Origin of the sequence: Streptomyces sp. SCSIO ZS0520 (genome assembly GCF_025643355.1) — a bacterium.
GTDB lineage: Bacteria > Actinomycetota > Actinomycetes > Streptomycetales > Streptomycetaceae > Streptomyces > Streptomyces physcomitrii.
Map to the genome: position 1 here is coordinate 1,894,746 of NZ_CP092644.1, position 26,186 is coordinate 1,920,931.

General features: G+C 72.0%; 28 protein-coding genes and 1 pseudogene. 3 read left to right on the forward strand and 26 right to left on the reverse strand.

What is annotated here, in order from left to right; all coding sequences use genetic code 11:
- Positions 1-5 precede the first annotated feature (5 nt).
- The 8 genes and pseudogenes from MID12_RS06540 to MID12_RS06575 form a co-directional block, all read right to left on the reverse strand.
- Positions 6-239 (reverse strand): hypothetical protein, encoded by a 234-nt coding sequence (locus MID12_RS06540; RefSeq protein ID WP_040247992.1) that lies wholly within the window; start codon positions 237-239, stop codon positions 6-8.
- Positions 240-244: 5 nt separating this feature from the next.
- Positions 245-1,756 (reverse strand): Asp-tRNA(Asn)/Glu-tRNA(Gln) amidotransferase subunit GatA, encoded by a 1,512-nt coding sequence (gene gatA / locus MID12_RS06545; protein WP_411576914.1) that lies wholly within the window; start codon positions 1,754-1,756, stop codon positions 245-247.
- A gap of 4 nt (positions 1,757-1,760) precedes the next feature.
- Complete coding sequence (gatC, locus tag MID12_RS06550; protein ID WP_040247996.1) at positions 1,761-2,057, reverse strand: Asp-tRNA(Asn)/Glu-tRNA(Gln) amidotransferase subunit GatC; 297 nt, start codon at positions 2,055-2,057, stop codon at positions 1,761-1,763.
- Between the two features lie 432 nt (positions 2,058-2,489).
- Positions 2,490-4,697: a putative bifunctional diguanylate cyclase/phosphodiesterase gene (locus MID12_RS06555; RefSeq protein WP_078844794.1), complete on the reverse strand. Its 2,208-nt coding sequence runs from the start codon at positions 4,695-4,697 to the stop codon at positions 2,490-2,492.
- Positions 4,698-4,956: 259 nt separating this feature from the next.
- Positions 4,957-7,122 (reverse strand): NAD-dependent DNA ligase LigA, encoded by a 2,166-nt coding sequence (gene ligA / locus MID12_RS06560; protein ID WP_107071282.1) that lies wholly within the window; start codon positions 7,120-7,122, stop codon positions 4,957-4,959.
- A 39-nt stretch (positions 7,123-7,161) separates the two neighbouring features.
- A complete protein-coding gene (locus tag MID12_RS06565) occupies positions 7,162-8,199 on the reverse strand; it encodes a methionine synthase (RefSeq protein ID WP_263172931.1) in 1,038 nt (345 codons plus the stop codon).
- Positions 8,200-8,228: 29 nt separating this feature from the next.
- Positions 8,229-8,918: an SDR family oxidoreductase gene (locus MID12_RS06570; RefSeq protein ID WP_263165367.1), complete on the reverse strand. Its 690-nt coding sequence runs from the start codon at positions 8,916-8,918 to the stop codon at positions 8,229-8,231.
- 73 nt (positions 8,919-8,991) lie between these two features.
- Positions 8,992-9,532: pseudogene (locus MID12_RS06575) on the reverse strand (TIGR00730 family Rossman fold protein).
- Positions 9,533-9,772: 240 nt separating this feature from the next.
- Here MID12_RS06575 and MID12_RS06580 point away from each other — a divergent pair.
- On the forward strand, positions 9,773-10,102 hold the full coding sequence (locus MID12_RS06580; protein WP_411576915.1) for a DUF427 domain-containing protein: 330 nt from the start codon (positions 9,773-9,775) through the stop codon (positions 10,100-10,102).
- Positions 10,103-10,150: 48 nt separating this feature from the next.
- Here MID12_RS06580 and MID12_RS06585 read toward each other — a convergent pair whose 3' ends face one another.
- Positions 10,151-11,410, reverse strand: coding sequence for a hypothetical protein (locus tag MID12_RS06585; RefSeq protein ID WP_263165369.1), 1,260 nt, complete (start codon positions 11,408-11,410; stop codon positions 10,151-10,153).
- Positions 11,411-11,426: 16 nt separating this feature from the next.
- The gene (locus MID12_RS06590; RefSeq protein WP_263165370.1) at positions 11,427-11,669 is read right to left on the reverse strand and encodes a hypothetical protein; all 243 of its coding nucleotides are present in this window, start codon (positions 11,667-11,669) and stop codon (positions 11,427-11,429) included.
- Between the two features lie 338 nt (positions 11,670-12,007).
- On the opposite strand from MID12_RS06590, the gene MID12_RS06595 reads away from it, so the two are divergent.
- Positions 12,008-12,250 (forward strand): helix-turn-helix domain-containing protein, encoded by a 243-nt coding sequence (locus MID12_RS06595; protein ID WP_263165371.1) that lies wholly within the window; start codon positions 12,008-12,010, stop codon positions 12,248-12,250.
- 101 nt (positions 12,251-12,351) lie between these two features.
- Here the strand turns inward: MID12_RS06595 and MID12_RS06600 are convergent, their stop codons facing one another.
- The 4 genes from MID12_RS06600 to MID12_RS06615 form a co-directional block, all read right to left on the reverse strand.
- Complete coding sequence (locus tag MID12_RS06600; protein ID WP_263165372.1) at positions 12,352-12,510, reverse strand: hypothetical protein; 159 nt, start codon at positions 12,508-12,510, stop codon at positions 12,352-12,354.
- The gene (locus tag MID12_RS06605; protein ID WP_263165373.1) at positions 12,507-12,680 is read right to left on the reverse strand and encodes a hypothetical protein; all 174 of its coding nucleotides are present in this window, start codon (positions 12,678-12,680) and stop codon (positions 12,507-12,509) included. Before MID12_RS06605 ends, MID12_RS06600 begins: the two co-directional genes overlap by 4 nt.
- Positions 12,677-12,874: a hypothetical protein gene (locus tag MID12_RS06610; protein ID WP_263165374.1), complete on the reverse strand. Its 198-nt coding sequence runs from the start codon at positions 12,872-12,874 to the stop codon at positions 12,677-12,679. The genes MID12_RS06605 and MID12_RS06610 overlap by 4 nt, the downstream gene beginning before the upstream one ends.
- A 67-nt stretch (positions 12,875-12,941) precedes the next feature.
- Complete coding sequence (locus MID12_RS06615; protein ID WP_263165376.1) at positions 12,942-14,144, reverse strand: helix-turn-helix domain-containing protein; 1,203 nt, start codon at positions 14,142-14,144, stop codon at positions 12,942-12,944.
- A gap of 72 nt (positions 14,145-14,216) precedes the next feature.
- Here MID12_RS06615 and MID12_RS06620 point away from each other — a divergent pair, with 72 nt between their 5' ends.
- Entirely contained in the window at positions 14,217-14,885 is a 669-nt protein-coding gene (locus tag MID12_RS06620; RefSeq protein WP_263165378.1) for an HAD family hydrolase, read from the forward strand.
- A 36-nt stretch (positions 14,886-14,921) separates the two neighbouring features.
- Here the strand turns inward: MID12_RS06620 and MID12_RS06625 are convergent, their stop codons facing one another.
- The 12 genes from MID12_RS06625 to MID12_RS06680 form a co-directional block, all read right to left on the reverse strand.
- On the reverse strand, positions 14,922-15,248 hold the full coding sequence (locus MID12_RS06625; RefSeq protein WP_263165380.1) for a hypothetical protein: 327 nt from the start codon (positions 15,246-15,248) through the stop codon (positions 14,922-14,924).
- Positions 15,241-15,681, reverse strand: coding sequence for a hypothetical protein (locus tag MID12_RS06630; protein ID WP_263165382.1), 441 nt, complete (start codon positions 15,679-15,681; stop codon positions 15,241-15,243). The genes MID12_RS06625 and MID12_RS06630 overlap by 8 nt, the downstream gene beginning before the upstream one ends.
- Positions 15,681-15,944, reverse strand: coding sequence for a holin (locus MID12_RS06635; protein WP_263165383.1), 264 nt, complete (start codon positions 15,942-15,944; stop codon positions 15,681-15,683). Before MID12_RS06635 ends, MID12_RS06630 begins: the two co-directional genes overlap by 1 nt.
- Positions 15,944-16,798: an N-acetylmuramoyl-L-alanine amidase gene (locus MID12_RS06640; RefSeq protein ID WP_263165384.1), complete on the reverse strand. Its 855-nt coding sequence runs from the start codon at positions 16,796-16,798 to the stop codon at positions 15,944-15,946. Before MID12_RS06640 ends, MID12_RS06635 begins: the two co-directional genes overlap by 1 nt.
- A gap of 199 nt (positions 16,799-16,997) precedes the next feature.
- On the reverse strand, positions 16,998-17,768 hold the full coding sequence (locus MID12_RS06645) for a hypothetical protein (protein ID WP_263165386.1): 771 nt from the start codon (positions 17,766-17,768) through the stop codon (positions 16,998-17,000).
- On the reverse strand, positions 17,768-18,901 hold the full coding sequence (locus tag MID12_RS06650; protein ID WP_263165388.1) for a hypothetical protein: 1,134 nt from the start codon (positions 18,899-18,901) through the stop codon (positions 17,768-17,770). Before MID12_RS06650 ends, MID12_RS06645 begins: the two co-directional genes overlap by 1 nt.
- On the reverse strand, positions 18,898-19,920 hold the full coding sequence (locus MID12_RS06655; protein ID WP_263165389.1) for a hypothetical protein: 1,023 nt from the start codon (positions 19,918-19,920) through the stop codon (positions 18,898-18,900). The genes MID12_RS06650 and MID12_RS06655 overlap by 4 nt, the downstream gene beginning before the upstream one ends.
- A 10-nt stretch (positions 19,921-19,930) precedes the next feature.
- Entirely contained in the window at positions 19,931-20,800 is an 870-nt protein-coding gene (locus MID12_RS06660; RefSeq protein WP_263165390.1) for a phage tail family protein, read from the reverse strand.
- A 16-nt stretch (positions 20,801-20,816) separates the two neighbouring features.
- Positions 20,817-24,854 (reverse strand): phage tail tape measure protein, encoded by a 4,038-nt coding sequence (locus MID12_RS06665; RefSeq protein WP_263165392.1) that lies wholly within the window; start codon positions 24,852-24,854, stop codon positions 20,817-20,819.
- Between the two features lie 6 nt (positions 24,855-24,860).
- Positions 24,861-25,142: a hypothetical protein gene (locus MID12_RS06670; protein WP_263165394.1), complete on the reverse strand. Its 282-nt coding sequence runs from the start codon at positions 25,140-25,142 to the stop codon at positions 24,861-24,863.
- Positions 25,143-25,162: 20 nt separating this feature from the next.
- Entirely contained in the window at positions 25,163-25,681 is a 519-nt protein-coding gene (locus MID12_RS06675) for a hypothetical protein (protein WP_263165395.1), read from the reverse strand.
- The gene (locus tag MID12_RS06680) at positions 25,681-26,160 is read right to left on the reverse strand and encodes a hypothetical protein (protein WP_263165396.1); all 480 of its coding nucleotides are present in this window, start codon (positions 26,158-26,160) and stop codon (positions 25,681-25,683) included. The genes MID12_RS06675 and MID12_RS06680 overlap by 1 nt, the downstream gene beginning before the upstream one ends.
- Positions 26,161-26,186 lie beyond the last annotated feature (26 nt).

Genomic DNA, 26,186 nt, shown 5'->3' on the forward strand with positions numbered 1-26,186 from the left:
GGGCCTCAGCCCAGCAGCACGTCGTCGTCGCCCAGGCGCTTCAGTTCGCGGTACAGGATCGCGAGGCCGGTGACGATGGCCGCGGCCGAGACCGCGGCGTCGACGAGTCGCAGGGTGTCGTTGTCCTCGCGGGCCAGCTTGGCCTGCTTGACGACGCTCAGCGCGCCGAAGGCCGTGGTGGCCATCGACAGGTAGGCGCCGGACTTGGACTTCTTGAAGTTCTTAGCCTTCTTGGCCATTGCGCTCACAGTGACGGAGCCTCCTCGAGAAGCGGGTGCCCCCAGCGTTCCACGAATGCGGCCTCGACAGCGGCACCGACCTTGTACAGGCGGTCGTCCTTCGTGGCGGGGGCGATGATCTGGAGCCCGACCGGCAGGTTGTCCTCCGGCGCGAGGCCGCAGGGCAGGGACATCGCGGCGTTGCCCGCGAGGTTGGACGGGATGGTGCACAGGTCCATCAGGTACATCGCCATCGGGTCGTCCACCCGCTCCCCGATCGGGAAGGCGGTGGTGGGCGTCGTCGGCGAGACGATCACGTCGACCTGGTCGAAGGCCTGCTGGAACTCCCGGGTGATCAGCGTGCGCACCTTCTGGGCGCTGCCGTAGTACGCGTCGTAGTACCCGGAACTGAGCGCGTACGTGCCGAGGATGATGCGGCGCTTGACCTCGGCACCGAAGCCGGCCTCGCGGGTCAGCGCGGTGACGTCCTCGGCGGAGCGGGTGCCGTCGTCGCCGACCCGCAGCCCGTAGCGCATGGCGTCGAAGCGGGCCAGGTTGGAGGAGCACTCCGACGGCGCGATCAGGTAGTAGGCGGAGAGGCCGAGCGCGAAGGACGGGCAGTCCAACTCGACGATCTCGGCGCCCAGTTCCTTCAGCAGGGCCACCGACTCGTCGAAGCGCTGGAGCACCCCGGCCTGGTAGCCCTCGCCGCGGAACTGCTTCACGACACCGACCCGCATGCCCGCGACGCTGCCGTTGCGCGCGGCCTCGACGACCGGCGGCACCGGGGCGTCGATGGAGGTCGAGTCGAGCGGGTCGTGCCCGGCGATCGCCTCGTGCAGCAGGGCCGCGTCGAGGACCGTACGGGCACAGGGTCCGCCCTGGTCCAGGGAGCTGGAGAAGGCGACCATGCCGTAGCGGGAGACGCCGCCGTAGGTGGGCTTGACGCCGACCGTGCCGGTGACGGCGGCGGGCTGGCGGATGGAGCCGCCGGTGTCGGTGCCCATGGCGAGCGGGGCCTGGAAGGAGGCGAGCGCCGCGCTGGAGCCGCCGCCGGAGCCGCCGGGGATGCGGGTGAGGTCCCAGGGGTTGCCGGTCGGTCCGTAGGCGCTGTTCTCGGTGGAGGACCCCATGGCGAACTCGTCCATGTTGGTCTTGCCGAGGATGACGACGTCGGCGGCCCTCAGCTTCCGGGTGACCGTGGAGTCGTAGGGCGCGATCCAGCCCTCGAGGATCTTCGAACCGACGGTGGTGGGCATGTCGGTGGTGGTGAAGATGTCCTTCAGCGCCAGCGGCACCCCGGCCAGCGGGCCGAGCTTCTCGCCGCGCGCCCGCTTCTCGTCGACGGCGCGGGCCTGCGCGAGCGCGCCCTCGCGGTCGAGGTGCAGATAGGCGTGGACCTTCTCGTCCACCGCGCCGGTACGGGCGAGATGGGCCTCGGTGACCTCGACGGCGGTCAGCTCGCCGGAGGCGATCTTCCCGGCGATCTCGGCGGCCGTCAGGCGGATGATGCGCTGGTTCTTCTCGTGGTCGCTCACGTTCTCAGTCCTCCCCCAGGATCTGCGGCACCTTGAAACGCTGCTGCTCCTGGGCCGGTGCGCCGGAGAGCGCCTGCTCGGGGGTGAGCGAGGGACGGACCTCGTCCGGGCGCATGACGTTCGTCAGCGGCAGCGGATGGGAGGTCGGCGGTACGTCTTGGCCGGCGACCTCGGAGACACGGGCTACCGCGCCGATGATGTCGTCGAGCTGGCCCGCGAAGTGCTCCAGTTCTTCGGGCTTCAGCTCCAGACGCGCCAGCCGGGCGAGGTGGGCGACCTCCTCGCGCGTGATGCCAGGCATGCAGCGATCCTCTGATGGGTGAGTGGTGTGTGGGGCAATCCTATGGGGCGGGGCGGGGTGCCTGTGCAACGCAGGGCGGGGGGGTGGGGTGATGGGGGTGAGGGCAGCGTGCTGGAGGGCGGGGGTGTGCGGGGCGGGGTGGGGCGACTTGGGGCGTGGAGGGAGGGCGCGGGGGCGGAGCGGGGGCGCGGGGCGGAGCCCGGGGGGGCGGGGGCGCGGGGCGCCGGGTGGGGGCGCTGGGGCGGGAGGGGCTGGAGTGACAGGTGAAGGGTGACGGGTGACAACTAACAGATGACGGATGACAGATGTCGATATCTGTCATCCGTCATCTGTTAGTTGTCACCTGTGATCCGCCAGCCGTCAGCCCTCCCCGACCTCTCTCCCCGCCCCCCCCCCGCCGCCACTCCCACCCCACCAACCCGAGCCCCACTGCTACTGCACCACATGCCCCGGCACCTGCCCCGGCGCCTTCGCCTGGGCGGCGTCAGCCGGGGTCTCGGGTTCGCGGGCGACCGAGTGGCGCTGCCAGCCGTGGGCGCCGCGGGCCCGCAGCCAGTCGGTGGTCTCGTCGGCGGGCATGGCGGCGGCGACCAGCCAGCCCTGCACCGCGTCGCAGCCGAGGTCGCGCAGCCGCTCCCAGGTCTCGTCGTCCTCGACGCCCTCGGCGACCACCAGCAGTCCGAGCGAGTGGGCGAGGTCGAGGGTGCAGCGGACGATCTCGGCGTCCTCGGCGTCGATGGCGAGCCGGGCCACGAAGGAGCGGTCGATCTTCAGCTCGCTGACCGGCAGCCGCCGCAGGTGGACCAGGGAGGAGTACCCGGTGCCGAAGTCGTCCAGGGACATCTTCACGCCGTGCCCGGTGAGCCCGGCGAGGGTGTCGGCGGCGCGCTGCGGGTCCTCCAGGAGGACGTGCTCGGTGATCTCCAACTGGAGGGAGCCCGCGGGGACCCCGTGCCGGGCGAGCCGGGCGGCCACCGAGCCCGCGAAGCCGGGGGTGTGCACATCGCGCGGCGAGACGTTGACGGCGACGGGGACGAACAGGCCCTGGGCGCGCCAGGCGGCCACCTGGGCGAGGGCGGTGTCGAGGACGTACTCGGTGAGGTGCGGCATCAGGCCGGAGGACTCGGCGATGGCGATGAACTCGTCCGGGGGCACGCTCCCGCGCTCCGGGTGCACCCAGCGGACCAGCGCCTCCAGCCCCGCCACCTGTCCGTCGAAGCGGACCTTGGGCTGGTAGTGCAGGGCGACTTCGCGGGCGTCGAGGGCGCGGCGCAGGTCGCCGAGGAGGCCGAGCCGGTCGGGGGTGTTGGAGTCCCGCTTGGACTCGTACACCTCGACGCCGGTGCGGTCGCGCTTGGCCTGGTACATGGCGACGTCCGCGCGGCGCAGCAGTCCCTCCGCGTCGGCGGCGTGGTCCGGGAAGACGGCGAGCCCGGCGCTGGCCTCCAGGACGAGGGTGAGCCCGTCGAGGTCGAGCGGGGAGCCGAGGGCGGCGACGACGGAGCGGGCGATCCGGGTGGCGGAGGTGGTGGAGTCGGCGACCGGCAGCAGTACCGCGAACTCGTCGCCGCCGAGCCGGGCCGCCTCGGCGCCGCCGGGGAGCGCGAGCCGCAGCCGGTCGGCGATCTGGAGCAGCAGCCGGTCGCCGGCGAGGTGGCCGAGGGTGTCGTTGACCGCGCGGAAGCGGTCCAGGTCGATGAGTAAGAGCGCGCTGCGGGCGCCGAGGCGTTCGGCCTCGTCGAGCGCGGCCCAGGTGCGTTCGAGCAGCCAGGCCCGGTTGGGGAGCCCGGTGAGCGGGTCGCGCAGTTGTTCCTCGGCGCGGGCGTGGGCGATCCACAGGGTGGAGTCGAGGGCTATCAGCGGGACGGCGAACAGCGGCAGGAGGACGGGCCGGGCCACGGCGACCACGCAGATCAGCGGGGCGATGCCGAGCAGGGCGGTGGCCACGACGCCCTGCCGGGTCAGGGTGGCGCGCAGCGGGTTGGTGAGCTCTCCGCCGCCGGGCATCCGCACCGCCCACAGGATGCCGCGGGTGACGGCGAGGTAGGCGACCGCGACCAGGACGAGCAGGGGCACGGTCAGGGTGTCCCAGCCCGCGGGGTCCCAGGGGGTCTCGACAGCGGGCACCCGGCCGAAGGCCCACAGCAGCAGGCCGCCGACCGCGATGCCGAGGATGTCGGCCGCGCCCTGGACCAGGCTCTGGCCCCAGTGCTGGTGGCGGGCGAGGGCGACCAGGACGACCACGGCGAGGCTGACCATCCCGGCGGGCGCCCAGCCGTAGAGCAGGAGCACCGCGAGGGTGAGCGCGGCGCCCGAACCGGTCGCGCCCCACCAGCGGTTGCGGCCGAGGGCGACCCGGTGCCCGACGAGGGTGCCGGTGAGCACGGCGAGGGCCCAGCCGGTGGTGCCGCCGGGGAAGAGGGCGTGGCCGCCGCGGAAGGCGCGGAGGATTCCGGCGCCGAGGACGGCGGCGGCGAGCAGCAGGACCGCGAGCGGGAGTGCGGCGCGAAGTCCGGTGCGGGGCGCGCCGGTTGAGGCGGCGGGTGGTCGGTAGGGCCCCTCGGTGCGCGGGTGGGGGCGTTCGGATTCCGGGCGGCGCCGCAGCCACGAGTACGGGGCGGCGCTCTCGGTGGGTTCCATTCCCGTCCCTCTCACAGCCGGCGGTGCCCTCGCCACACGGTCCGTTCGGGTCGGCGGCACCTGTCGGCGCGTCAGGGCTGCCCGGCCCAGCGTCTCACTTCCCGCCGCGCCAACGGAGCCACGGCAGGCGCACACGTCAACAGTAGGCCTCCGAACGCATTCACGGGCAGCGGTCGCGGACGGTTGCCCGAATACAGCCCGGCCACCCGTATCACTCTGGTATGCGCGCTACGGGTGACCTCCGACTGTGTGATTCCCCCTACTCCTCCGCGGGAAGCGCCGCCTCGGCCGCGGCTTTGGGCCCCTCGGTCAGCAGGACGGCGAATCCGGCCTCGTCGAGCACCGGGACCTTCAGCTGCATCGCCTTGTCGTACTTGGATCCCGGGCTGTCCCCGACGACCACGAAGGAGGTCTTCTTGGAGACGGATCCGGTCACCTTGGCGCCCTGTTCCTGGAGGGCTTCCTTGGCTCCGTCGCGGGTGTGCGAGGCCAGCGTGCCGGTGACCACCACGGTCAGGCCCGCGAGCGGGCGGGGGCCCTCCTCCTCGCCGGAGCCCTCCTCCTCCATCCGGACACCTGCTTCACGCCACTTGCGCAGGATCTCGCGGTGCCAGTCCTCGGCGAACCACTGCTTGAGCGAGGCGGCGATGATCCCGCCCACGCCCTCGGTGTCGGCCAGCTCCTCCTCGGTGGCCTGTTCGATGCGGTCGATCGACCGGAACTCGCGGGCCAGCGCCTCCGCGGCGACCGGTCCGACGTGCCGGATGGAGAGTCCGGTCAGCACCCGGGCGAGCGGGCGGGACTTGGCGGCGGCGATGTTCTCCAGCATGGCGAGGGCGTTCTTCTTCGCCTCGCCCTGCTGGTTGGCGAAGACCGTGACGACCTTCTCCTCGCCGGTCTTGGGGTCCCGCTTGGGCAGTCCGCTGTCCTGGTCGAGGACGTACGCCTTGATCGGGAGGAGCTGGTCGACGGTGAGGCCGAAGAGGTCGCCCTCGTCGGTGAGCGGCGGGGTGGCGGGCTCCAGGGGTCTGGTGAGGGCGGCCGCGGCCACATAGCCGAAGTGCTCGATGTCGAAGGACTTGCGGCCGCCGAGGTAGAACAGCCGCTCCCGCAACTGGGCGGGGCAGGTACGGGCGTTGGGGCAGCGCAGGTCGACGTCGCCCTCCTTCATGGCCCGCAGCGCGGTGCCGCACTCGGGGCACTCGGCCGGCATCACGAAGGCGTGCTCGCTGCCGTCCCGCAGGTCGGCGACCGGCCCGAGGATCTCCGGGATGACGTCACCGGCCTTGCGCAGCACCACGGTGTCGCCGATCAGTACGCCCTTGGCCTTGACGACGTCCTGGTTGTGCAGGGTGGCGAACTCGACCTCGGAGCCGGCCACGGTGACCGGCTCGACCTGCGCGTAGGGCGTCACGCGCCCGGTGCGGCCGACCCCCACCCGGATGTTGACCAGCTTGGTGTTGACCTCCTCCGGCGCGTACTTCCAGGCGATGGCCCAGCGCGGGGCGCGGGAGGTGGAGCCGAGGCGGCCCTGGAGCGGGATCTCGTCGAGCTTGACGACGACGCCGTCGATCTCGTGCTCCACGGAGTGCCGGTTCTCCCCGAAGTGGGCGATGAACTCCCGCACTCCGTCGAGGGAGTCGACGACCTTGTTGTGCCGGGCGGTGGGCAGCCCCCACTCGTGGAGCAGCTCGTAGGCCTCGGACAGGCGGGTCAGCTCCAGGCCCTCGTGGGCGCCGATGCCGTGCACCACCATGTGCAGCGGGAGGGTGGCGGTCACCCTCGGGTCCTTCTGGCGCAGCGAGCCGGAGGCGGAGTTGCGCGGGTTGGCGTAGGGCTTCTCGCCCGCTTCGACCCGGCGGGCGTTCAGCTCCTGGAAGGCCTCCATCGGGAAGTAGACCTCGCCGCGGATCTCCACCAGGTCGGGGACGCGCTCGCCGTGCAGGCGGTGCGGGATCTCCGCGATGGTGCGCACATTGGGGGTGATGTCCTCGCCGGTGCGGCCGTCGCCGCGGGTGGCCGCCCGGGTGAGCCTGCCCCCTTCGTAGGTGAGGTTGACCGCGAGCCCGTCGACCTTCAGCTCGCACAGGAAGTGGTGCGCGCCGCCCTCCAGGTCCTTGGCCACGCGTTCGGCCCAGGTGGCGAGTTCGGCCTCGTCGAAGGCGTTGTCCAGGGAGAGCATGCGCTGGCGGTGCTGGACCGCGGTCAGCTCGGTCTCGTAGGCGCCGGAGACCTTCTGGGTCGGGGAGTCGGGGGTGCGCAGCCCCGGGTGCTCCTCCTCCAGGGCCTCCAGGCGGCGCATCAGGGTGTCGAACTCCGCGTCGGAGACGACGGGCTGGTCCTTCACGTAGTACCGGAAGCGGTGCTCCTCGATCTGCTCGGCGAGCTGCGCGTGCTGCTCCCGTGCCTCGGCGGGCACATCCATGGGCTGTGCTTGCTGGCCGGCCACCGTCTAGTCCTCCCGTTACTCAGGGTTGTCCGCGAGAGATCTCGCCGCCCGGACGCAGTGGGCGAGCGCCTGGCGCGCGTACGCCGGGGAGGCCCCCGCGAGTCCGCAGGCGGGGGTCACCACGACGGCGCGCGCGAGGAGGCCCGGGTCTAGCCCCAGCCTGCGCCACAACGTCCTGACCCCCCTGACGCTACCGGCCGGGTCTGACAATGCGGCCGCCCCGGACTCCGACACGGGCGGCAGCGCGGGCACCACCCCGGCGAGGAGCCGGGTGCCGCTCTCGACCGCCTCACCGAGCGTCTCGTCGTCACGTTCGGTGAGCAGGTTCGCATCGAAGGAGACGGCGGCGGCGCCCGCGCGGCGCAGCAGGGCGAAGGGGACGTCGGGCGCGCAGGAGTGCACCGCCACCCGCCCCGGGGTGTGCACGCCGATCACCTCGCGCAGGGTGCCCTCGACGAGCTGCCGGTCGACCGCGCGGTGGGTGCGGTAGCCGCTCGCGGTACGCACCTGCCCGCGCAGCACCGCGGTCAGCGAGGGCTCGTCGAGCTGGAGCACCAACTCGGCGCCGGGGACGCGGCGTTGCACCTCCGCGAGGTGGCCGCGCAGCCCCTCGGCGAGGGAGGCCGCGAGGTCGCGGCAGGCGCCCGGGTCGGAGAGCGCCGCCTCGCCGCCGCGCAGCTCCAGGGCGGCGGCCAGCGTCCAGGGCCCGACGGCCTGCACCTTCAGCGGCCCCCGGTAGCCCTGGGTGAACTCCTCCAGGGCGTCGAGGTCCTCGCCGAGCCAGGCGCGGGCCCGGCGGGTGTCGGCGCCCGGGTGGTCGCCGATCCGCCAGCCGCTCGGCTCGACCCGTGCGTACAGCTCGACCAGGAGGCCCGCGGTCCGGCCGATCATGTCGGCTCCGGGGCCCCGGGCGGGCAGTTCGGGCAGGTGCGGCATGCCCCGGCCGGACTCGAAACTGCCGGTCACGGTCTTGGCCGCCTCCCGGGCGTCGCCGCCGGGCAGGGATCCGATGCCGGTGGCGGGGACCACCGGGAACTCGTTCTTCTCGCTCACGCTCACGCCCGAAGCGTACGTAACCCCGCTCAGCGCCCGGGCCGCACCGTCAGGTCGTTGACCTCGGCGTCGCGCGTCAGGTCGAGGGCGGCGAGCACCGCGGTGGCCACCGACTCGGGGTCGATCCAGCGGGCGGCGTCGTACTCCTTGCCCTCCTGCTGGTGCACCTTGGCCTGCATGGGGCTCGCGGTGCGCCCCGGGTAGACCGAGGTGACGCGCACCCCGTTGCCGTGCTCCTCGCCGCGCAGCGAGTCGGCGAGCGCCTTGAGGCCGTGCTTGGAGGCGGCGTAGGCCGACCAGTCGGGGTGGGCGTTGAGTCCCGCCCCGGAGTTGACGAAGACCACATGGCCCTGGGCGAGGCGGAGTTGGGGCAGGAAGTGCCGGGTGAGCTCGGCGGGGGCGATGAGGTTGACGTTGAGCTGGTGGCGCCAGGTCTTGGGGGTGAGCTCGCCGACCGGGCCGAGGTCGACGACGCCCGCGACGTGCAGCAGGGAGTCGACGCGGTCGGGCAGCGACTGGTGCGAGAACGCCCAGGACAGCTTGTCGGGGTCGGCCAGGTCCCCGACCAGGGTGCGGGCGCCCGGGTGGGCGGCGGCGAGTTCCTTGGCGCGGCCCGCGTCCCGGGCGAGCAGGACGAGGTCGTCGCCCCGTGTGTGCAGGCGGCGGGCGAGGGCGGCGCCGATGCCGGAACCGGCGCCGGTGATCACATGAGTAGGCATGGGGCCATGCTCGCACCCGGCGCGCGCGGGCCCGGCCTCCCTCGCGCCGGGCCCGCGGCGCGGAGGGCCGCCGTCACCGCTGCCCCGCCCATTCCTCCAGGTAGGCGAGGGCCCCGACCGGTTCCTCGGCGAAGAAGACCAGCTCGGTCAGCGGCCGGTGCAGGAAGCCCTCCTGGTCCATGCGCAGGAACTGCTCGCGCAGCCCGTCGTAGAAGCCCGCGGAGTTGAGCAGGACCACCGGCTTGTCGTGGTGGCCGTGCTTCTTGAGCTCGAGTATGTCGGTGGCCTCGTCGAGGGTGCCCATCCCGCCGACCATGATCACCACGGCGTCGGCCTTGGCCAGCAGCAGCGCCTTGCGCTCGGCGAGGTCGCGGGCGATCACCATCTCGTCCACGCCGGTGCGCGCCTTGGCGGAGAGGAATTCGACGCTGACGCCGACCAGGCGGCCGCCCTCCGAGGCGGTCGCGTCGGCGACCACCTTCATCAGGCCGCTGTCGGAGCCGCCCCAGACCAGGGTGTGCCCGCCGCGGGCGAGCAGTTCGCCGAACTCGCGGGCCGGGGCCGGTGTACCGCTCGTCGAGGTCGGCGGCGGAGAGGAAGACGCAGATGTTCATGGGCACACCGTACGAGCAGGCACCGACAGACGGCAGGGACCCCGTAGCGTCTGTGGACAACTCTCCTCGCATCGCCTGTGGACAACTCCCCTCCGCCCCCGCTCGCCCCGCGGAAGGTCAGGAAAGCCGCGCCGAGGACAGGAAAAGGTCCGAGGGCCGACAGACCGGGCCGGAACGGGAAGCTCCGCCGGGTCCCGGGTGCTCTACTGTCCACGACACCCGACAGGGAAGGGCATCGCCGTGAGCGACGGACATACGATCACCATCGAGCAGGGCACCGAGCACGTCCGCGTGGTGCACGACGGGCAGGTGCTCGCCGAGAGCACCCGGCCGCTGGTGCTGAAGGAGACGGGCTGCCCGCCGCGGTTCTACCTGCCGCCCGAGGACGTGCGCACCGACCTCCTCGAAGCCTCCGACAGCCACTCCGTCTGCCCCTTCAAGGGCACCGCCTCCTACTGGTCGCTGCCGGGCGGCAAGGACGAGGTGTGGGGGTACCCGGAGCCGCTGGCCGAGGTGGCGGCGATCAAGGACCACTACTGCTTCTACGAGGTCGAGGTTGTAAAGCCCTGACCAGCTAAGAAGGGCGAGTAGGGCGAGATTTAGGAGATTCTTAGGAGATCAACTTTGCGGCCAGATCTCCGACCACCCGAGGGACTTCATCGCTCCCTCGTAGATCTCCTGAAGCCCGTCCAGTCTCTCACGCCGCATGCCCGGCGTGGGGTGCTGGTAGACCGCCTTGATGCCAGGGCGCCGGTGTCCGGCCTGCTCGAACGCGAGCGTTGGCCGGACACCGAGCTGGTCCTGGTAGGTGTCGTGGGTGTGCCGCAGGGCGCGCATCGTCAGGCCGGGCATGAGCGGCTTCCAGGCTTCTCGGGCAGCGTGCCCGCGCCCGGCTGCCAGAGCCTTGCGTCCGTCGCACACCGGCCGCATGACCTGGTTCGCGAAGTTGGATCGCCACCAGGTCTGCCCGCGGGGCGTTGTGAAGAGGAAGTCCGGCGACCGAAGTCCACGCGCGACGTGCGTCTCCAGCAGCTGCACGAGGAACGGGGGAAGATCGATGAGCCGCTGAGACTGGCGCGTCTTCAGAGGTTCCAGGCCGTGGACCATCCCGAGCTTCCTGCCGTCAGGAGCACGCTTCTGGTACTCGGCGATCTCTTCAACCACCGAGAGCCCGGGGCAGGAGAAGGTGCGCTCTACGCGCTCGGTGAGGGATGAGGGGCGCAGGGCGAGGCTCTCCCCCCAGCGCACTCCGGTGAACGCGACCGTCAGAATGTGCAGCCCGTCTGCGGGCCCGCCGCGGCGGGCAGCTTGGAGGACGACCTCGGCGGGCGCCCACAGTTCCGCTTCGTTGCGGTTGTAGCGTGCCGCCTTGGCCTCAGCGGGCCGTGACCGGCGTCGCCCGAACATCGGGTTCACCAGGATCATTTGCTTGTCGACGGCACCGGTGAGGATCTGCGACATCAGGGTGAGGCAGTGGGTGGCCGTGCTGTCGTCGCACTCCATGCTGTTGGCCCACTGCTCGGCGTCGAACCATGTGATCTGGCTGATCGGCGTGTGTTCCCAGCGAGGCAGGATGTGGTGTTCCAGCCTGTTCCAGCGGGTGGCGACCGTGTGCCCCCTGGGCGACTTCGACGCCATCCACTCCCGGGCCCACGTGCCGAAGAGGGTGCGGGATAGAGCGGGGTCGATCCAGCGGCCCCCACGGATCGCTGCCTCCTGCGCCTCGCCCCACTCCTCTGCGAGCTTCTTGGTGGGAAACCCGGGTTCAGAGGGCCAGGCTGGGACGTGTCCCTCCGGCGCCTTGTAGCGGGCCCGCCAGGTGAACTGCTTGGTGGGCTTGCCGTTGCGGACCTTGTAGACCTTCTCGGCGTACGCCACGCCGCCCCCTCTCCGGCTACCCGCGCGCCACTGTGGCGCGGGGGTGAATCGTTACGGCATGACCATCGAGACCGCAGATCGGGAGGCAGTGGGCCATGACGAGAGCGGCAGTCACCTGCGCGGTTCCCTCGGCGGTCAACTGCGCGTCGCGGTGGAGGGGTTCGGCGACGTAGACGAGAGCGCGCTCGGGCCGGCAGTCCACCCAGACGGCGATGCGGTGGGGCATTTCCGAGACGAGGTGGATGTCGATGCGGCGCATGCTGCCCCCTGGCTGATCGTGGTGTCTGGTGCGGTGCCTGTGGGGGGCGCGGGGTGCGGCGGTGCGTGTCCGGTGTGTCTGAGGCGTACACCGTGAGGCAGAGACATGACACCGCCCTCCATCCGAACGGATTCGAACGTTAGCTCGAAAACGGAAGCTCAGAGTGACACGACAGTAGCAATCGAGCCAAGAGATTGACGGCCGTATCGGACAACCCGCCTGGACACGGTCATCAACTCCCGCAGCACATATGCCAGTTGACCGAAAACCTTTCAAGATCAAAGAACGCTTCAATGTAGCTGCTGACTAATGATCACAGTGCGTACAGCGTCTGTCGAGTGCGCGCCCAAGATCCAACCGGCCAACTCGACACCTACCGCCGGGCGCTCGGCGCCCGCGTCCGCGCCCGGCGCCTCCACCAGAACCTCACCCAAGAAGCCCTCGCCGACACGGCGGGCATCGACCGATCCACGCTCCAGCGCATCGAGGGCGCCCTCAACGACCCCCGGCTGACGCACCTCTGGCGCCTCGCCCGCGCCCTCGACATCCCCCTCGCCGAACTCCTCACCGAAGCCGAGTAGGTGGGGCGGCTGCTCTCGTCCTGCGTTGCCGTCGAGCAGCCGCCCCGCACCCGCGCACCGACCGCGCGACGGGGGGTGATGTGCGGCCGGTACACGGGAGTTCAGCGGGAAGCGCCCGCGGCCGGGCGCCCGCGGCGCTTCGGCTCCGGGCACTTCTTGTGGGTGTAGTTCGTGCAGCCGGGCCCGGACGCCGCTTCGTGGTAGTGCTCGTTGTACGGCTCGCCGGGGGCGATGCCCTGCTGGCAGCGGACGCAGATCATGCGGCAGTCCTCTTCGTGCGGTGCGGGATGAGCGAGGTGCGGCGGGCCTCGGCCCAGGCGGACTTGAGGCGGCGGCCGGTGGGGCACAGCTCGGCCGCGGGCGCGGTGAGGCAGCGGGCGCAGCCGAGTATGTGCTCCAGGTGCGCGTTGTAGGCCTCGGTCGCGGTCATGCCGTCTGCTCGGGGTGGCAGTTCGGGCAGGCACGGGGGAACCAGTGGGACAACCCATCCGGATGCGGACGCATGCCCAGGTCAAGCGCGGTCGGACCGGATAGCGCCACAGCGCACCAGACACACTCGGCACCGCTCAGCTGCGCCTCGGTCAGGAGGTCGGGGGCAGGCAGCTCACGGTCCGTGGTGGTCATAGGACCGAAAGTAGGAGGCCTCTGGGCGACCCACCCGAGCTGACAGCTCGGGTGACCCAAGGGCTCGTCAGACGAGACCGATCCGCTCGGCGAGCTGCTCTGCCTGCCGCGCGTGCATCGCTCGGGCCCGCCGGATCACCGTGAGCACCAACTGTCGCGCCAGCGGGGTACGCGCGAGGTCCTCTGGCGCCAGGGCTTCCAGCCCCAGGAGCGACAGCAGGGTCGCGGCATCATCGCGCCGCAGGCTGTGGCACTGTGCCACCTCCAGGCCGAAGGTGAACTCCCTCTCCAGCGAGGGCAGTCCGCTGATGTCGATGGCGTCCGCTGCCCGCAAGGCTTCCCCCGCCTCCCCGGCCTCCATCTCGATGGACATGGCGTGCAGGGCAAGGTTCGTCGGGCCGAACGCCGTCCAGCCGATGTTGCTGCTGTCCGGAACGGCGCGCGCAGCGGGGGCAGCGTGCTGCCGCAGCCTGTCGCGGGCATCCCACCACTGCCTTCGTCTCGCCGCCGCTACGACGGCGACGAGCTGGAGTGCACCGGCCATCGCGATCCGCTCGGTCTCGGGCATCGGCTGGTCGACCAGGCGCTCGGCTGCGAGTAGGGCAAGGTCTTCGGCCTCGTCGGCATTCCCGGTAGCGAGGAGGACGTGCCCGAGGTTCCACTGCGCGGCCGCGATCCGCAGGGGGTCATCGGCGTCCTCCGCCGCGCGCATCGCCCGGTCCGCGGCGAGGGTGGCCAGGTCGATGCGGCCGGTACGGCGCAGGTAGGAGCGAAGCAGGCAGTACAGGTCTGCCGCGGAGCGGAGGACGTCCCGACGCACGGCGGGGTCGGCGCCCTTGCGGGCGACGCGCACCGCATGGTCAGTGTCGGCGATGAGGTCGGGCAGCATGGCCGCGGCCTCCGTGAACCGATTCGGGGACCCCTGCCAGATTCTCCATGCGCCTTCAACGCGCTCTCGTAGGGCGGCCGGTGTCGCGGGCGGGGTGCTGCGAGGCGGGCCGTAGCCGAGGAGCACTCGGGATACGGCGGCCTCCGAACTGCTTGGTGTCGCCTCCTCGGCCGGGGGCTGCTCGGACAGCAACGCGGCGGTGGGCACGCCGAGTTCCTGCGCAAGGGCGTGCAGGACCGGCAGCGAGGGCATCTTGAGGCCGCGCTCAATCTGGGACAGGTAGTCGGGGCTGATGCCGACCAAGCCCGCGATGACGTCTTGGCGCCGGGGCCCGCGGTGGTGCCGGATCCTGTCCCCGATGGGGAGGTCGGGTGCGACCATGTCTGCCTCCGTGGTGCGGTGGACCCAGCGTAGGGTGCGCGCTACGTGGGCGGGGCGACATCTGGAGGGGCTGTGCTGGACCTGGTGATGTGGGACATCGACCACACGCTGATGGCGACCCGCGGCCTCGGTGGTGAGCTGTGGGCAACGGCCTGGGAAGAGGCGACCGGGCGGCCGTTGCGTGAGCAGGCGTCGGTGACGGGGTCGACGGAGCGGGTGATCCTGCGGGAGACGGCTCGCCTACACGGCATCACCGACACCGAGGCGCTCTTCGGCCGGTTCGCGGAGGCGCTCGGCTCGGTGCACGTCCGGCGTGCCGGAGCCCTGCGGGAGCGGGGGCATGCGCTGCCCGGCGCGGCTACTGCCCTCGCAGCGCTCGCCGCCCGCGGGGTCCGGCAGACCGTGGTCACAGGCAACGTCCGCTCGGCCGCCGAGGTCAAGCTGGCCGCCTTCGGTTTGGACCCGCACGTGGATCTGGAGATCGGCGCCTTCGCCGAGGACGGCGAAGAGCGCGCAGAGCTGATCGCCGCAGCCCTCCGCCGTGCCGAAGTCCACCCGGACCGGGCGGTGTTCCTCGGGGACACCCCAGCCGACGTCGCTGGTGGGCATGGTGCCGGGGTCCGAGTGGTCGCCGTGGCGACGGGCCGGGCATCCGTAGCCGAGCTGCGAGCGGAGGGCGCAGACGCGGTTCTCTCCGGACTCGGCGACCTCGGCGACCTGGAGGACGCCCTCCGGGCATGACGAAAGCCCCCGCCGCCCGGAGGCGGCGGGGGTTCGTCAGTCGAGGTCGTCCCACGGGGACAGGTCGAGCTCGGCCGGGGGCGGCGGGGGCTCGGCGCCGGTCCGGCGAAGCGCCTCCCGCAGGTCGCGGACGTAGCCAAGGAGAATCCGCTGCGAGCGCTCGGCCACCGAGAGCCGACCCTTCAGTTCCTGCACTTCCGCCTCGCGCCGTTCGCGCTCATCGTCCAGGCGCCGGGTGATGGACTCGAAGGTGGGGACCTTCGCCTGTTCCCGGGCCGCTGACCGGGATGTGGCCGCGGTGTAGACGGTGCCGACCAGGGCGAGCACCGCCACTCCGAGGGCCGAGATGACTCCGCTACTCACGCTGCACCCCTACCTCCGGGCCCGGGCCGGGAACCTGCTCCCGCCAGCCCGCAACCACCATCAACCGGGCAGATGCCCCGGCCCACGTCGCCGCCCCCGCCCACGCCTGCGGGTCCGCCCCGCGCAGCCACGCCGCGGCGAAGCCCCCGGCCCACAGCAGCGGCGGGAGCGCGGCCGCGGAGAACCCGGCTACCTGCCAGGCCGGGCCTCGCGCCCATGCGGCGCCGACGGCGACCGCCGAGCAGGCGATCCACAGCCAGCCCCATGCCTCCAGCGGGGCGACGGTACGCAGGATGCTGGCCGCGCGGACCGTGGTCGGCCGCGGGTCGGCCACGACCTGCACGCCGTACAGCAGCCACCCAGCCCCGGCGACGAGGAGGTATCCGCCGCGGCGGCCCAGCCGGGCGCGCAGCCGCCGAGCCGCCCGGCACATCAGGACCCCGAGCGCGGGGTGTGGACGTCGCCGCGGGCGGGCGCCGGGGTCTCGGTCAGGCCGGGCCCGACCGGGCCGGCGCCGTAGGCCACGATCGCGGTGAGCACGGCGGCGATGGCCGCAAGGCCGCCGACCGAGAGCGCCTCGCCCCAGTCGATGTCCAGGACGCCGAGGCCGTCTCCGGTGAGGAGCGCCAACTCGGCCTGCGCGAAGGTGCGGACGGCGCGCTCGCCAGTCGCGCGCCAGAAGGCTGCGGTGCCCATCAGCTGTTCACCTTCTTCTCGATGGCGTCGAGGCGCGCGCTCTGCGCGGTCTGCTCGGCGCGGACCTTGAGGAGCAGCTCGTACAGCTCCTTCAGGTACGAGGCTGCCTTCCAGGTCTTGTTGGTCTTCGAGGTGCTCGCGGACGGCGGCGCCGGGAGGACGTCCAGGTCCCACACCGCGTCATTGGTCTGCCGGGCGGTGGTCATGTCGTCGTTCTCCTTCGGGGGCTTGGTGGTGCTGGAGCCCGGCGACCAGCTCGCCGGGTGCTTGAGGCGCTCGGCGACGGCGACGCGGAACCCGCCCATGGAGAACGAGGGGTCGATCTTGCCCTCGATCGACGTCTCCTTGTGCCCGGCGACCGAGTCCGCGGACCAGCCGTGCGCCCGGCACAGGGCCGCAGCCCAGCGCACCGCCGCGTCGTACTGGACGGCCGGGTAGGGGTCCTTGCCGTCGCCACGGTTCTCGATCTCGATGCCGTACAGGTGCTGGTTGCCGTCCACGGTGCCGGTCGCCACCGAGGGCCGCGGGTGCGTGGAGGACTCGTTGAGCAGCGCGTTGAAGGCGTTCTTCGCCGCCTTGCCCGCGTGGTTCGAGCGCCCGGCCGAGATCATCGTGGCGGTGGCGTTCTTGGCCAGGTGGGTGTGGCACAGCGGGCCCGGCAGGTCCGAGCGGCCGCGCCACACCGCGTCCAGGGAGTTCGAACCCGCGGTGTGGTGGATGAGGACCCCGTTGACCGGGCCCCAGGGCCCGGCCTCGTTGCGGTTGTGGCTGCGCCACCCGGCGTGCTCGGCGACGCGCACGCCCTCGGCGCGCAGTACGGCGAGCAGCCGATCAGCGGATAGCGGTGTGGCCATGCGAGTCTCCTCGGGCAGCAGGAAGCCCCGGGCCGGGCGGCACGGGGCGGGGTCGGTCAGGGGACGGGGGGCTCGTCGGGGCGCCGGTCCTCCGGCGGTACCTCCGACGTCGGCGGGCCCGGCATCCCCGGGCCCAAGGGCGGGAGCAGCGGGCCCTCGGGCTCGATGATCGGGGGCCGGTCCGGTGGCGTCGACATGGTCAGGATCCCGTCGTGTAGGCGGAGTGGATCGTGGCGCGCAGCGCCCCGGTCCCGGTGTCGCGGCGGCCCCACACGGCCACGTCGATCTGTTCCATGTGGTTGCCGGGCAGAAGGTACGGGCCGAGGGTGTAGTAGGTGACCCCGAAGCCCACCGGCGTGGGCGTGCCCTGGGGCGTGTTGTTGAGGCGCAGCTCCAGGTAGCCGGTGGCGCCGGAGACATCCATCGACGCGCGGACCACGACGACGATGCGGGGCTGCTGCCGGTAGATCCGCCCGGCCCACAGATCGGCCATGGTCGTGGTGGTGTTGCGGGGCCACTGGTCCCAGCCGCCCCCGTAGGCGGGCTGGAGTTGCACGGGCAGCACCGGTCGGGCGAGCCCCTGACCCGAGTTGGTGTCCTCGGCGAAGATCGTGTTCCCGCTGCGGTCGTACCAGGTCCAGGCCTGGAACTCGAACCCGGTGGGCGGGTAGCTGAACGCCGCAAACATCAGCGAGCCGTCTTCGCGGGACAGGCGCATGCCCTGCTGCAAGGTGCCGTCGGAGTGGTTGTAGGCGGACCCGGTGAGAGCGCCGATGTCGACCATCCGCACCCCGCTGGGGGTGTCCATGGCGAACCGGCCGCCGTCGACCACGCGCAGGCCGCCCTTGCCGACCGTCGCGGTCTCCAGGCGGCGCGCGGCACGCAGTTCGCGTACCTCCTTCTCCAGTGCCTGGACGCGTCGGGAGAGGTCGGTGGTGCCGCCGGGCACCTGGTCACCTGCGGTCGGCATCAGTCTTCCTCCACGAGGATCGGCCGCACCACGTTGGCGGCGGCGTCGAGTTCCCACGCCCACGCGCGGGCGATGACGTCGGCCCCGGCGGGGTGGCGGGGGCTGGAGTCGACGGCGATCCGCACGCTGTCGCCGATGCCCCAGTCCCGGCCCAGCCGCGGTGCCCGGGACGCGGCGGCTTCCACGGTCCACACGGTCGCGCCGGTCTGCATGAGCGCGAGGGCCTGGCGGGCGTGCGCGGCGAGCCGGTCGGGATCGGTCAGTCCGGAGGCCGGGGTGTAGCGGTAGACCCAGCGGGGCCAGCCCGCGGCCTCGAGGTCGGTGGCGATCTGCACGGGGCTCGACAGGCGGCCGGCGCCTTCGCCTTCGCCGCGGGCGACGACGACGGTGGCTCCCTTCGCGGCTTCGTAGGACTCGGCGAGGGTGTAGGTGGAGACGCAGCCCGGGTAGTCGAAGACCGCTTCCGGGGCAGCGGATTGGGCACCGATCGCGGCGCGGACGCGGACGGGCAGCACGAACCCGGTCCGGCTGCTGTCGGCCCAGGCGACGTCCACGGTCCACTCCGGGCCGCCCTCGGCACCCATGACCTCCTGGAGGGCGGACAGGACGGTGCGGTCGTCGGCGTCCAGGCCGACGAAGTCGGCGAGCACGCCGAGGGCCGGGGCGTCCATCACGAACGGAGGGCCCTGGGCGAGCGGGGCGGCCATCAGGGCAGTGACGATGGCGGCCTGGTCCTGCTGGATGAGGGTCTGGTCGCCGGTGAACCGGCGGTCGAGGTATGCCTCCGGGGTCGCGGCGCCGAGGCCCGCGGTCCAGCCGGAGCCTGCATCCCGGGTGAGGACGATCCCGGCCCACACCGGTTGCCCGGTGAGGGTGTCGACGCACACGAGGAGGGAGCGGCCGGGGTCGGTCGCGGCGAGCCAGTCCCGCCCGGCCTCCTCCAGCCGCAGCGAGAAGGACGTGCTCGTGGACATCCCCAGGCGCTTCGTCAGCGGCCCCGAGGGGCTGAGGGTGGGCAACTCCTCAACGATCTGGCCGGACTTGAGGTCGCAGCCGTACCAGGCGAGTTCGATGGGCTCCTCGGCGAAGCCCTCGGGCGTGTCCTCTTCGGCGCGGAGCAGGGCCTCGCTCACAGCGGGTACCGGATGCCCTTGAGGGAGAACCAGGTCGTTTCGCTGTCACCGGCGGTCGCCGAGACGAGGCCGACCGTGCCGTCCTGGTAGAAGTCGACCTTCGCCGAGTGCACGACCGAGGTGGACCCGGAGACGCCGGTGATGCTGGTGGCGTTGCGGGCGATCACGAAGGAGGCGCGGGCGGTGGGCCGGAACCCGACCGCCAAGGCGGCGTTGAGGATGTTGGCGGTCTGCACACCTGCGACGCGCTGGGCGCCGCCGTCCCATTCCATGTAGGTGGTGCCCCGGTCGACGTAACGGCGGTAGCGGATCGGGCCGTTGAGGTTGCCGTTGGTGGTGGTGTCGCCCTGGGTGTACGAGGTGGCCAGGGTCGGCGTGGTCCAGCCGACCGTCTCCACCTTCTGATAGGTGTCGTAGCTGCTGCCGTTCCAGCGCTTGAGGTCGGTGCCGTCGTCGTAGAACTGCCCGACGTACAGGCCGGTGGGCGGGCTGGTCTGCCCCGGCAGGATCCCGCCGGGGGCGACCGTGACGGGGCGGACGGCGTTGGAGACCGTGGCGCTGCCGCCGCCAGACGCGGGCACGTTGATCGTGGCCAGCGGGAGATAGATCTGCGTCCCCGCCGGAGTCGGCGCCGCGGGCGTCGAGGAGGCCGTGCCCGGCAGGTACACGGCGTCGGCCTGGTTCAGGCCGGAGGCGTCGACCGAGTTGTCCCACACCCGCAGGTACACCAGGTCGATGCGGGGCAGCGTGGCGTGCGCGGCCTGAAGCGTCGCGGTGGCGCCCGAGGGCAGGCACACCGCGTACATGCCCTGCCCGGCCTGGTACACCCAGCCCGTGCCGGAGCCCACGCTGATCGCGGACCCGGACAAGCTGACGTTCAGCCCGCCCGCCCCGGGGACCACCCCGGCCCGGCCGCCGAGGGCGGTGCCGTTGCTCATGACCTGGAGCGCCTGCACGCGCCGCAGTTCGATGCCGTCCAGGGCGACGCCGTTGATCCATGCCGGGTCCGCTGCAACCACGGGGCTCTCCTTACTTCCAGGCGGGGCGCCACTGCACGGTCAGCAGGGCGCCGGAGTTGTAGAAGGCGGCCCGGAAGAGCACCCCGACGCTGCTGCCTGCGGGGATGACGGGCCAGCCGGTCGGGGTGGACAGGAACCGGCGCCTGCTCGCGTTGCCGTTGAGGATCACCGACTTGGCGTCCGTGTCCAGGACGAGCCGGTCCCCGGTGGCCAGGGACTGCGAGTAGGTCAGGAACCGCACGCTGCCGTCCGGCATCTGCGCCAGGATCTGCGGCGAGTCCACCGGACCGTCGATGACGAACACCGGCCGCGTCTCGAACGAGCCCTCGTTGGCGGCATCGAGGCTGCCGACCACGGTGGTCGCGGTGATCGTCACGGGCGGGGTGACCGGCGGGGCGAGACCGCCCGTGCTCACCGGCAGCGCGGTCGACGCCTGCCGCAGCACGGTGCCGTACCGGCGCGGGTCCGGGGCCGTCACCAGCACGCTGTACGTCGCGATCCGGTCGCTCTGGTACTGCATCACCAGCCGCCCCGACTGCCGCACCAGGCACTGTTTCGGCGTGGACTCCCACACCGTCAGCACCGTGTCGGCGAGACCGACCTCGGCCCGCATCCGGTCCATCGCCTCCTCAAGAGCTGGCCGGTCGGGTGCCTCGATGAGCCCGCCGAGGGTGATCGGCCGCTCCCCGAGATACCCCGGCGCCGCCCACGCCCCGTGGTCGGCCTCCCGCGGCTGCATGTCGGTGCGCACCTCCGCGCCGTCCCAGCCCTCCAGAACCTGGAGGCGCCAGGCCACCCCGGCGGAGTCGACGCTGCCCAGCGGGAGCGCGCCGAGATCGGCGCGCAGCCCGCCGAGGTCCTGCCCGGCGACATAGCTCACCGCGGCCCCCTTCCTGTCAGCCGATCAGAGCCATGTGCCGGGCCACATCCATCGCCTGTTCGGCCGAGGACTGCCGGGCGCCGTGCAGGTTGATGGTGATGTTCTTCGTGACCTCGCGGGCGACCGCCGCCGCCGAGGGCCCGGCGCCCGCGTACCGGCCGGCGGGGGTGAGCCGGTAGCCCATCGCCGCCGCACTCTTGGCGAGCAGGCCGCGGGAGCGCGCGGAGCCGTCCCAGGGGATCCACGCCTCCGGCACCCCGGCCTCGGCACCGAGGACCATCGTCGGGCGGGAGAGGATCCCGCCGCGGGCCATCGCGACCGCCCCGGACTGCCCCGCCCACTGCGTCAGGAACCGCGTCCGGTACGCCTCGGGCAGGGCGTTGATCTGGCCGAGCATCCGGGGCACGAGCGCCCGGATCACGGCCACGTCGAGCCCGGCGGCGATCAGGTCCGCGTACCCGCGGCCCGGGGCGCCCCGCAGCGTCGACAGCAGCACCAGCGAGTTCGCGAGGTCTTCGCCCGTGAGCGTCGACTGCGCTTTGCCGACCGCGGTGTTCGCCGTGGCCGCGGCCTTCTTGTCGGCCGCGGCCTGGTGGGCGAGCTGCATGGCGTTGGAGTCGCCCTGAGCGGCGAGGGCCTGCGCGAGGTCCCCGAAGCCCTGAGCCGCGAGGGTCTGCAAGTCCTTGGCGAACTGCTGGTTGGTGGCCGTGGCGGCGCCGAGCTGCCGGGTGAAGTCCGCGAGGGTGGCGCCCGCGAGGTCCCCGGTCTTCGTCAGGTCGCTCACGATCTTCTTGAACTGCGCCTCGCTGGCGCCTGCGAGGGCGTTGACGAGGGCGTAGCCGTCCTCGCCCATCCCTTCGAGGAGGTTGCGGATGTCCTCCCCTCCCCGGGTGGCGATCTTCTGGAGACTCGCACGCCACTTGCTGGTGGCCGCGAGGGAGAGCCCGAGCTGCTTCTGGTACGCGGCCAGGTTGAACGAGGAGGGGACCTTGGCGCCCTTCTTCACGCCGAGGGCCTTGTCCGCGTCGTAGACGTCCTGGCGCTCCTCGCGCACCTTGGCGTCCGCGGCCCGCTGCGCCGTCTTCGCTTTGTCGACTTTCGCCTTGGCCGACCGCAGTTGGGTAGCGGTGTGGTGCCCCTTACGGACACGGGACAGGTTGCGCTCGGCGTCCTTGAGCGCGTCCGCCTTCTTCCGCGCGTCGGAGACCGCCTTGGACAGCGCCTCCCACGCCTTCTTGAGGTCGTCGACCTCCTTGTCGTAGCGCTTCTTGGCGTCCGACGGACCGCCGAGGACCGCGGCCCCGGCCGGGGTGTACGTGAACCCGGGGATGCCGCCGCCCGCGAACCAGGCGACCTGCCCGCCGAGACGGGAGACCGTCTCCGCGGCGATCGCGCGGGAGCGGCCCCGCTTCGAGCGGGCGAGGGGGATGTAGGCCTCCCCGCCGGTCTCCGGCTCCGCCCACATCCGCCACTCACCGGCGCGGGCGATCTGCGCGACGTGGTTCTCGCGCACGCCACCGTCGGCGTAGAAGTCGAGGACACCGCCGTTGGCCTGCTTCTTCCCGAGGAAGAAGGTGCCCTGGTTGACCTTCTTCAGGTACTCGGTGCGGTACACGCCGATGCCCACCGTCTTGCCGCGCATCCCGTCGATCGCGGACTGGATGCTGCGGACCGCGTCCTTGGGCGGGCCGGTCGGCACGGTCACCCGCACCGTCCCGTTCTTCATGTGCGTGACCTTGAACCCGAGGTCCTTGAGCATGTTCTCGGCGGTCTTGGTGAGCGCTGTCATAGTGAACGACTTGCCCTTGGTGGTGGCGATCTTTCGGCGTACCTCGTCCAGGTCCCGCGTCGCCGCCTTCGTGTCGGCGTCGATGCGGGTCTGCTTCGACCCCGGCAGCTGAAGGTAGGCGCCCGTGAGCTTGCGGATGGCGTCCTCGGAGAACCCGGCCGCCTTCATCTGCCGTTGCAACAGGCCGATGTCCTTCTCCAGGACGGCTTGCCCGGCCTTCTGCGACTTGGACTGGTCGGCGACTGCCTCGGCATGCTCCATTGCCGCCTTCGCCGCGTCGAGGAACGCGCCCTTGACCTTCCGCCCCTTCTCGCTGGTCACATCGAGGCTGCGGCCGTTCTCCTTGACCGCGCCCGTCAGGTCCGCGAGGGACTGCCGGAAGCTGATCTCCCGCTCGGCCGTCGAGATCGCGGCGCCGTTGAGGGTCTTGAGCGCGTCCGCGAGCTTCTCCGCCTCGGACCGCTGATCCTGCAACTGGTCCGCGGTGATCCCGGCCTCCGAGCCGAGCTTGGCCTGCGCCTCCGCACTGAGCTTGGTCTGCGTGTCCGTCGCCGTCAGCGCCTCGTTGTACTTGGGCAGCAGCGTCCGCAACTTCTCCGTGGACGTCCCCTGCGCCTCCGCCTCGCGCGCCATCTTCGAGAAGGCGCCCGCGGCGGCGTCCGGGGCCCCGGACTGAACGAGCCCGGCGAGGGCTTCGTCCAGGGCCTTGACCTTGTCGCGGGCCCTGTCCAGGTCGGTCTCACCGAAGGGGTCGAAGGTGCTGAAGAAGTCGACGGTGCGCTTGAGTCCGGAGGGGTGGGCGATGCGGGCGACCGCCTCGCCGAAGCCGTCCAGATCCTTGCCGAACGTCCGCGTCAGCTCGCCTGCGGCGCGGCCCTTCTGTGCGAAGTCGACGAGGGCGTTGGCCATCTTGGTGACGTTCGGGGGCGCCTCCTTGAACTGGTCCATCAGCTTGTTGACGCCCCAGCCCACCGCGGCGATACCGGCGACGACAACGCCGAGGCGCCCCATCCCCATCATCACCGCGCGGGTGCGCGCCGCGGTGACGCCGAGCTGTACGAGCGCCGCTCGGGTCGCGGCGATCCGGGGCAGCATGAGCAGGAACCCGGCCGCCGCGAGCGCAGCAGTGCCACCGACCCCGGCGAACAGCGTCACAGCCTTCTGCACGCCCGGGGGCAGGTTGTTGTAGGCGTTGACGAGGGCGGTGACCCACTGGGTCATCTGCCGCAGGCTGCCGTTCGCCGCGCTTCCGCCCTCGATGAGGGCGACCTCGACCGCGCCCCGCAGACGCTCAAGGTCGCCGATGAGGTTGTCCGTCTGGATCGCGGCCATCCTGCCCGCGGCGCCCTGGTCGTTGACGGACTTGGTGTAGCGGTTGATGCCCTTGGCGCCCAGCTCGTAGAGGATCGTCGCCGAGCGGACGGCGTCCGCGCCGAAGATCGTCGCGAACGCGGCGTTCCGGGCCTCCGGGGTGAGCTTGCCGAAGGAGGTCTTCAGCCGCTGGGCCAGCTCCTCCAGGCCGACGAACTCGCCCTGCGAGTCGTAGGCGGAGAAGCCGAGGGAGTCCATCATCGCCGCAGCTTCCTTGGACTGCGGGACCAGGCGCTGGAGCATGACCTTGAGCGAGGTGCCTGCGTCCGAGCCGATCAGGGCGTGGTCGGCGAACGCGGCCAGGGTGCCGACCGTGTCCTCCAGGCTGAGGCCGGTCTGGTTGGCGAGGAGGCCGCCCATCCGCAGCGACATGCCGAGCCCGTGCACGTCGGCGGCGGACTTGTTGGCCGCGGCGGACAGGACGTCGGCGATGTGGGTGACGTCCTTGCCCTTGAGGCCGAAGGTGTTCATGGTCTGCGCGGCGATGACCGCGCTGTCCGCGAGGTCCATCTGCCCGGAGGCGGCCAGCGCCAACGAGCCCTTGAGGGCGCCGCCGGTGATGTCCGCGACCGAGACGCCGGCGCGGGCGAGTTCGGCCTCTGCGTTCGCTGCCTCTGTCGCCGTGTAGGAGGTGGTCTTGCCCGCCTCCAGCGCCGCCGCCCTCAGCTGGCTCATCTGCTGGGCGGACGCCCCGGTGACCGCCCGCACGTTGGACAGGGCCTTGTCGAACTTGGCGGCCGAGGCCGCGGCGACCGCGAACCCGGACAGCATCGCGGCACCGATCACCGCGCCGCCGCCCGCGAGGCGGCTGGTGGTGTCGGAGGCCTGCCGCATGCCGCGGGTGTACTGGGAGACGTCCGCGCGCAGCCGGACAGTAACGGTACGGACAGCCACCCGCGCTCACCTCTTCTCGATGTGGACGTGCAGACCCTCGGTCTTGCCGCCCTTGTCCTGGTAGGCCCGCACGGCGCTCGCCGAAGTCGAGCAGGCGTGGCAGCGGATCAACTCGGCCCGGTACGCCTCCTCGGAGGCGGGATCGGTGGCCTCGCCCCAGGGCTGGCCGCACTCCGGGCAGGCGTCCGCCTCCACCTCGGCGAGCGCGAACGCCCATGCCCGGTCCTCGTCCAGCCACAGCGGCTCCCCGGCGGCGACCACCCGCCCGAGGAAGACGCTGCGAGGCACTCCCCAGGCGCGGGCGGTCTCTACTTCTCGCCGCCAAGGCCCGCCAGGAGCGCGGAGGCGGCCAGCGAGAAAGGGACCATGCCCGACCCGTTGTGGACCTCCCACGCCCCGTCGAACAGGCGCTTGATCTCCCCCTGCGAGATCACCTCGAACAGCTCGCCCGCCTGCTCCTCGGTCATCTTCGGATCGACGCAGCAGGCGGCGATCAGTGCCCGCGGGAAGGTGTCGCTGTTGAACGCCTCGTTCTCGTCCTTCGACGGGTGCGCGGCGAGGAGGTCGGAGTACGCGCGGTCGCCGATGTACCGCAGCCGGAACGACACCTCGGCCTGCCGTGCCTCCTCGCGGACGGCCTTGATCTGCGCGGCAATGGCCCGGGCGGGGTGCTCCTCGGCGAGGTCCGAGGGCTCCCATTCCTCGGAGACGCGGGCGAGTTCCTCGGTGAGCCGTTCGGCCTCGCCGGAGAGGTCGCCGCGCATGCACACCTGCACGGTCTGCTCGCGCGGTCGCGCCCGCTTCAGGACGTCGGCGATGTCGGCCATCAGGCCACCGTCGCGGCGGTCGCCGGGACGTCCGTGACCCGCATCGGGGACACGAACTTCATGACCTCGTTCGCCGCCGGGCTGGAGTTCTGGGGCTCGCCGCAGGTGATCGGGTAGACCTCCACCTTCTGGCCGGAGGCGAACGCGGTGCCTGCGGCCACGCCGCGCCGCACAGCCAGGAACCCGCTGACGCCGTACTTGAGGGTGGTGTACGGGGCGTCGTCGGTCGGGTTGTCGCCGCGCTTGAACGTCACCTCCACGTCGAAGCCGACCCGGCCGACCGTCTTGGTGTCGAAGGTGCTCGCGAGCGAGGACGTGTCCACGTCGGCCGTGGACGGGTCGAGCTTGAGGCCGTCCGGGGTGATGCGCCGGGTGTAGTCGGCGCCCCCGTTCAGCTCCGCGGCGGTCGGGGCGTTGATGTTGGTGACGGTCGACAGCCACGCGACGCGGGTCTTGCCGTCCGAGATCAGGTCAGCCATGAGGATGCCTCCAGGGCACGAGAAAA

Coding starts and splice junctions, on each gene's coding strand:
- MID12_RS06645 (WP_263165386.1), bottom strand. CDS start 17,768: ATGCCGACCGCAGGTGACCAGGTGCCCGGCGGCACCACCGACCTCTCC.
- MID12_RS06605 (WP_263165373.1), bottom strand. CDS start 12,680: ATGACCGCGACCGAGGCCTACAACGCGCACCTGGAGCACATACTCGGC.
- ligA (WP_107071282.1), bottom strand. CDS start 7,122: ATGGATGTGCCCGCCGAGGCACGGGAGCAGCACGCGCAGCTCGCCGAG.
- MID12_RS06555 (WP_078844794.1), bottom strand. CDS start 4,697: ATGGAACCCACCGAGAGCGCCGCCCCGTACTCGTGGCTGCGGCGCCGC.
- MID12_RS06630 (WP_263165382.1), bottom strand. CDS start 15,681: ATGTGCCGGGCGGCTCGGCGGCTGCGCGCCCGGCTGGGCCGCCGCGGC.
- MID12_RS06570 (WP_263165367.1), bottom strand. CDS start 8,918: ATGCCTACTCATGTGATCACCGGCGCCGGTTCCGGCATCGGCGCCGCC.
- MID12_RS06635 (WP_263165383.1), bottom strand. CDS start 15,944: ATGGGCACCGCAGCCTTCTGGCGCGCGACTGGCGAGCGCGCCGTCCGC.
- MID12_RS06615 (WP_263165376.1), bottom strand. CDS start 14,144: ATGGTCGCACCCGACCTCCCCATCGGGGACAGGATCCGGCACCACCGC.
- MID12_RS06640 (WP_263165384.1), bottom strand. CDS start 16,798: ATGGCCACACCGCTATCCGCTGATCGGCTGCTCGCCGTACTGCGCGCC.
- gatC (WP_040247996.1), bottom strand. CDS start 2,057: ATGCCTGGCATCACGCGCGAGGAGGTCGCCCACCTCGCCCGGCTGGCG.
- MID12_RS06590 (WP_263165370.1), bottom strand. CDS start 11,669: ATGCGCCGCATCGACATCCACCTCGTCTCGGAAATGCCCCACCGCATC.
- MID12_RS06540 (WP_040247992.1), bottom strand. CDS start 239: ATGGCCAAGAAGGCTAAGAACTTCAAGAAGTCCAAGTCCGGCGCCTAC.
- MID12_RS06610 (WP_263165374.1), bottom strand. CDS start 12,874: ATGACCACCACGGACCGTGAGCTGCCTGCCCCCGACCTCCTGACCGAG.
- MID12_RS06675 (WP_263165395.1), bottom strand. CDS start 25,681: ATGGCCGACATCGCCGACGTCCTGAAGCGGGCGCGACCGCGCGAGCAG.
- MID12_RS06600 (WP_263165372.1), bottom strand. CDS start 12,510: ATGATCTGCGTCCGCTGCCAGCAGGGCATCGCCCCCGGCGAGCCGTAC.
- MID12_RS06680 (WP_263165396.1), bottom strand. CDS start 26,160: ATGGCTGACCTGATCTCGGACGGCAAGACCCGCGTCGCGTGGCTGTCG.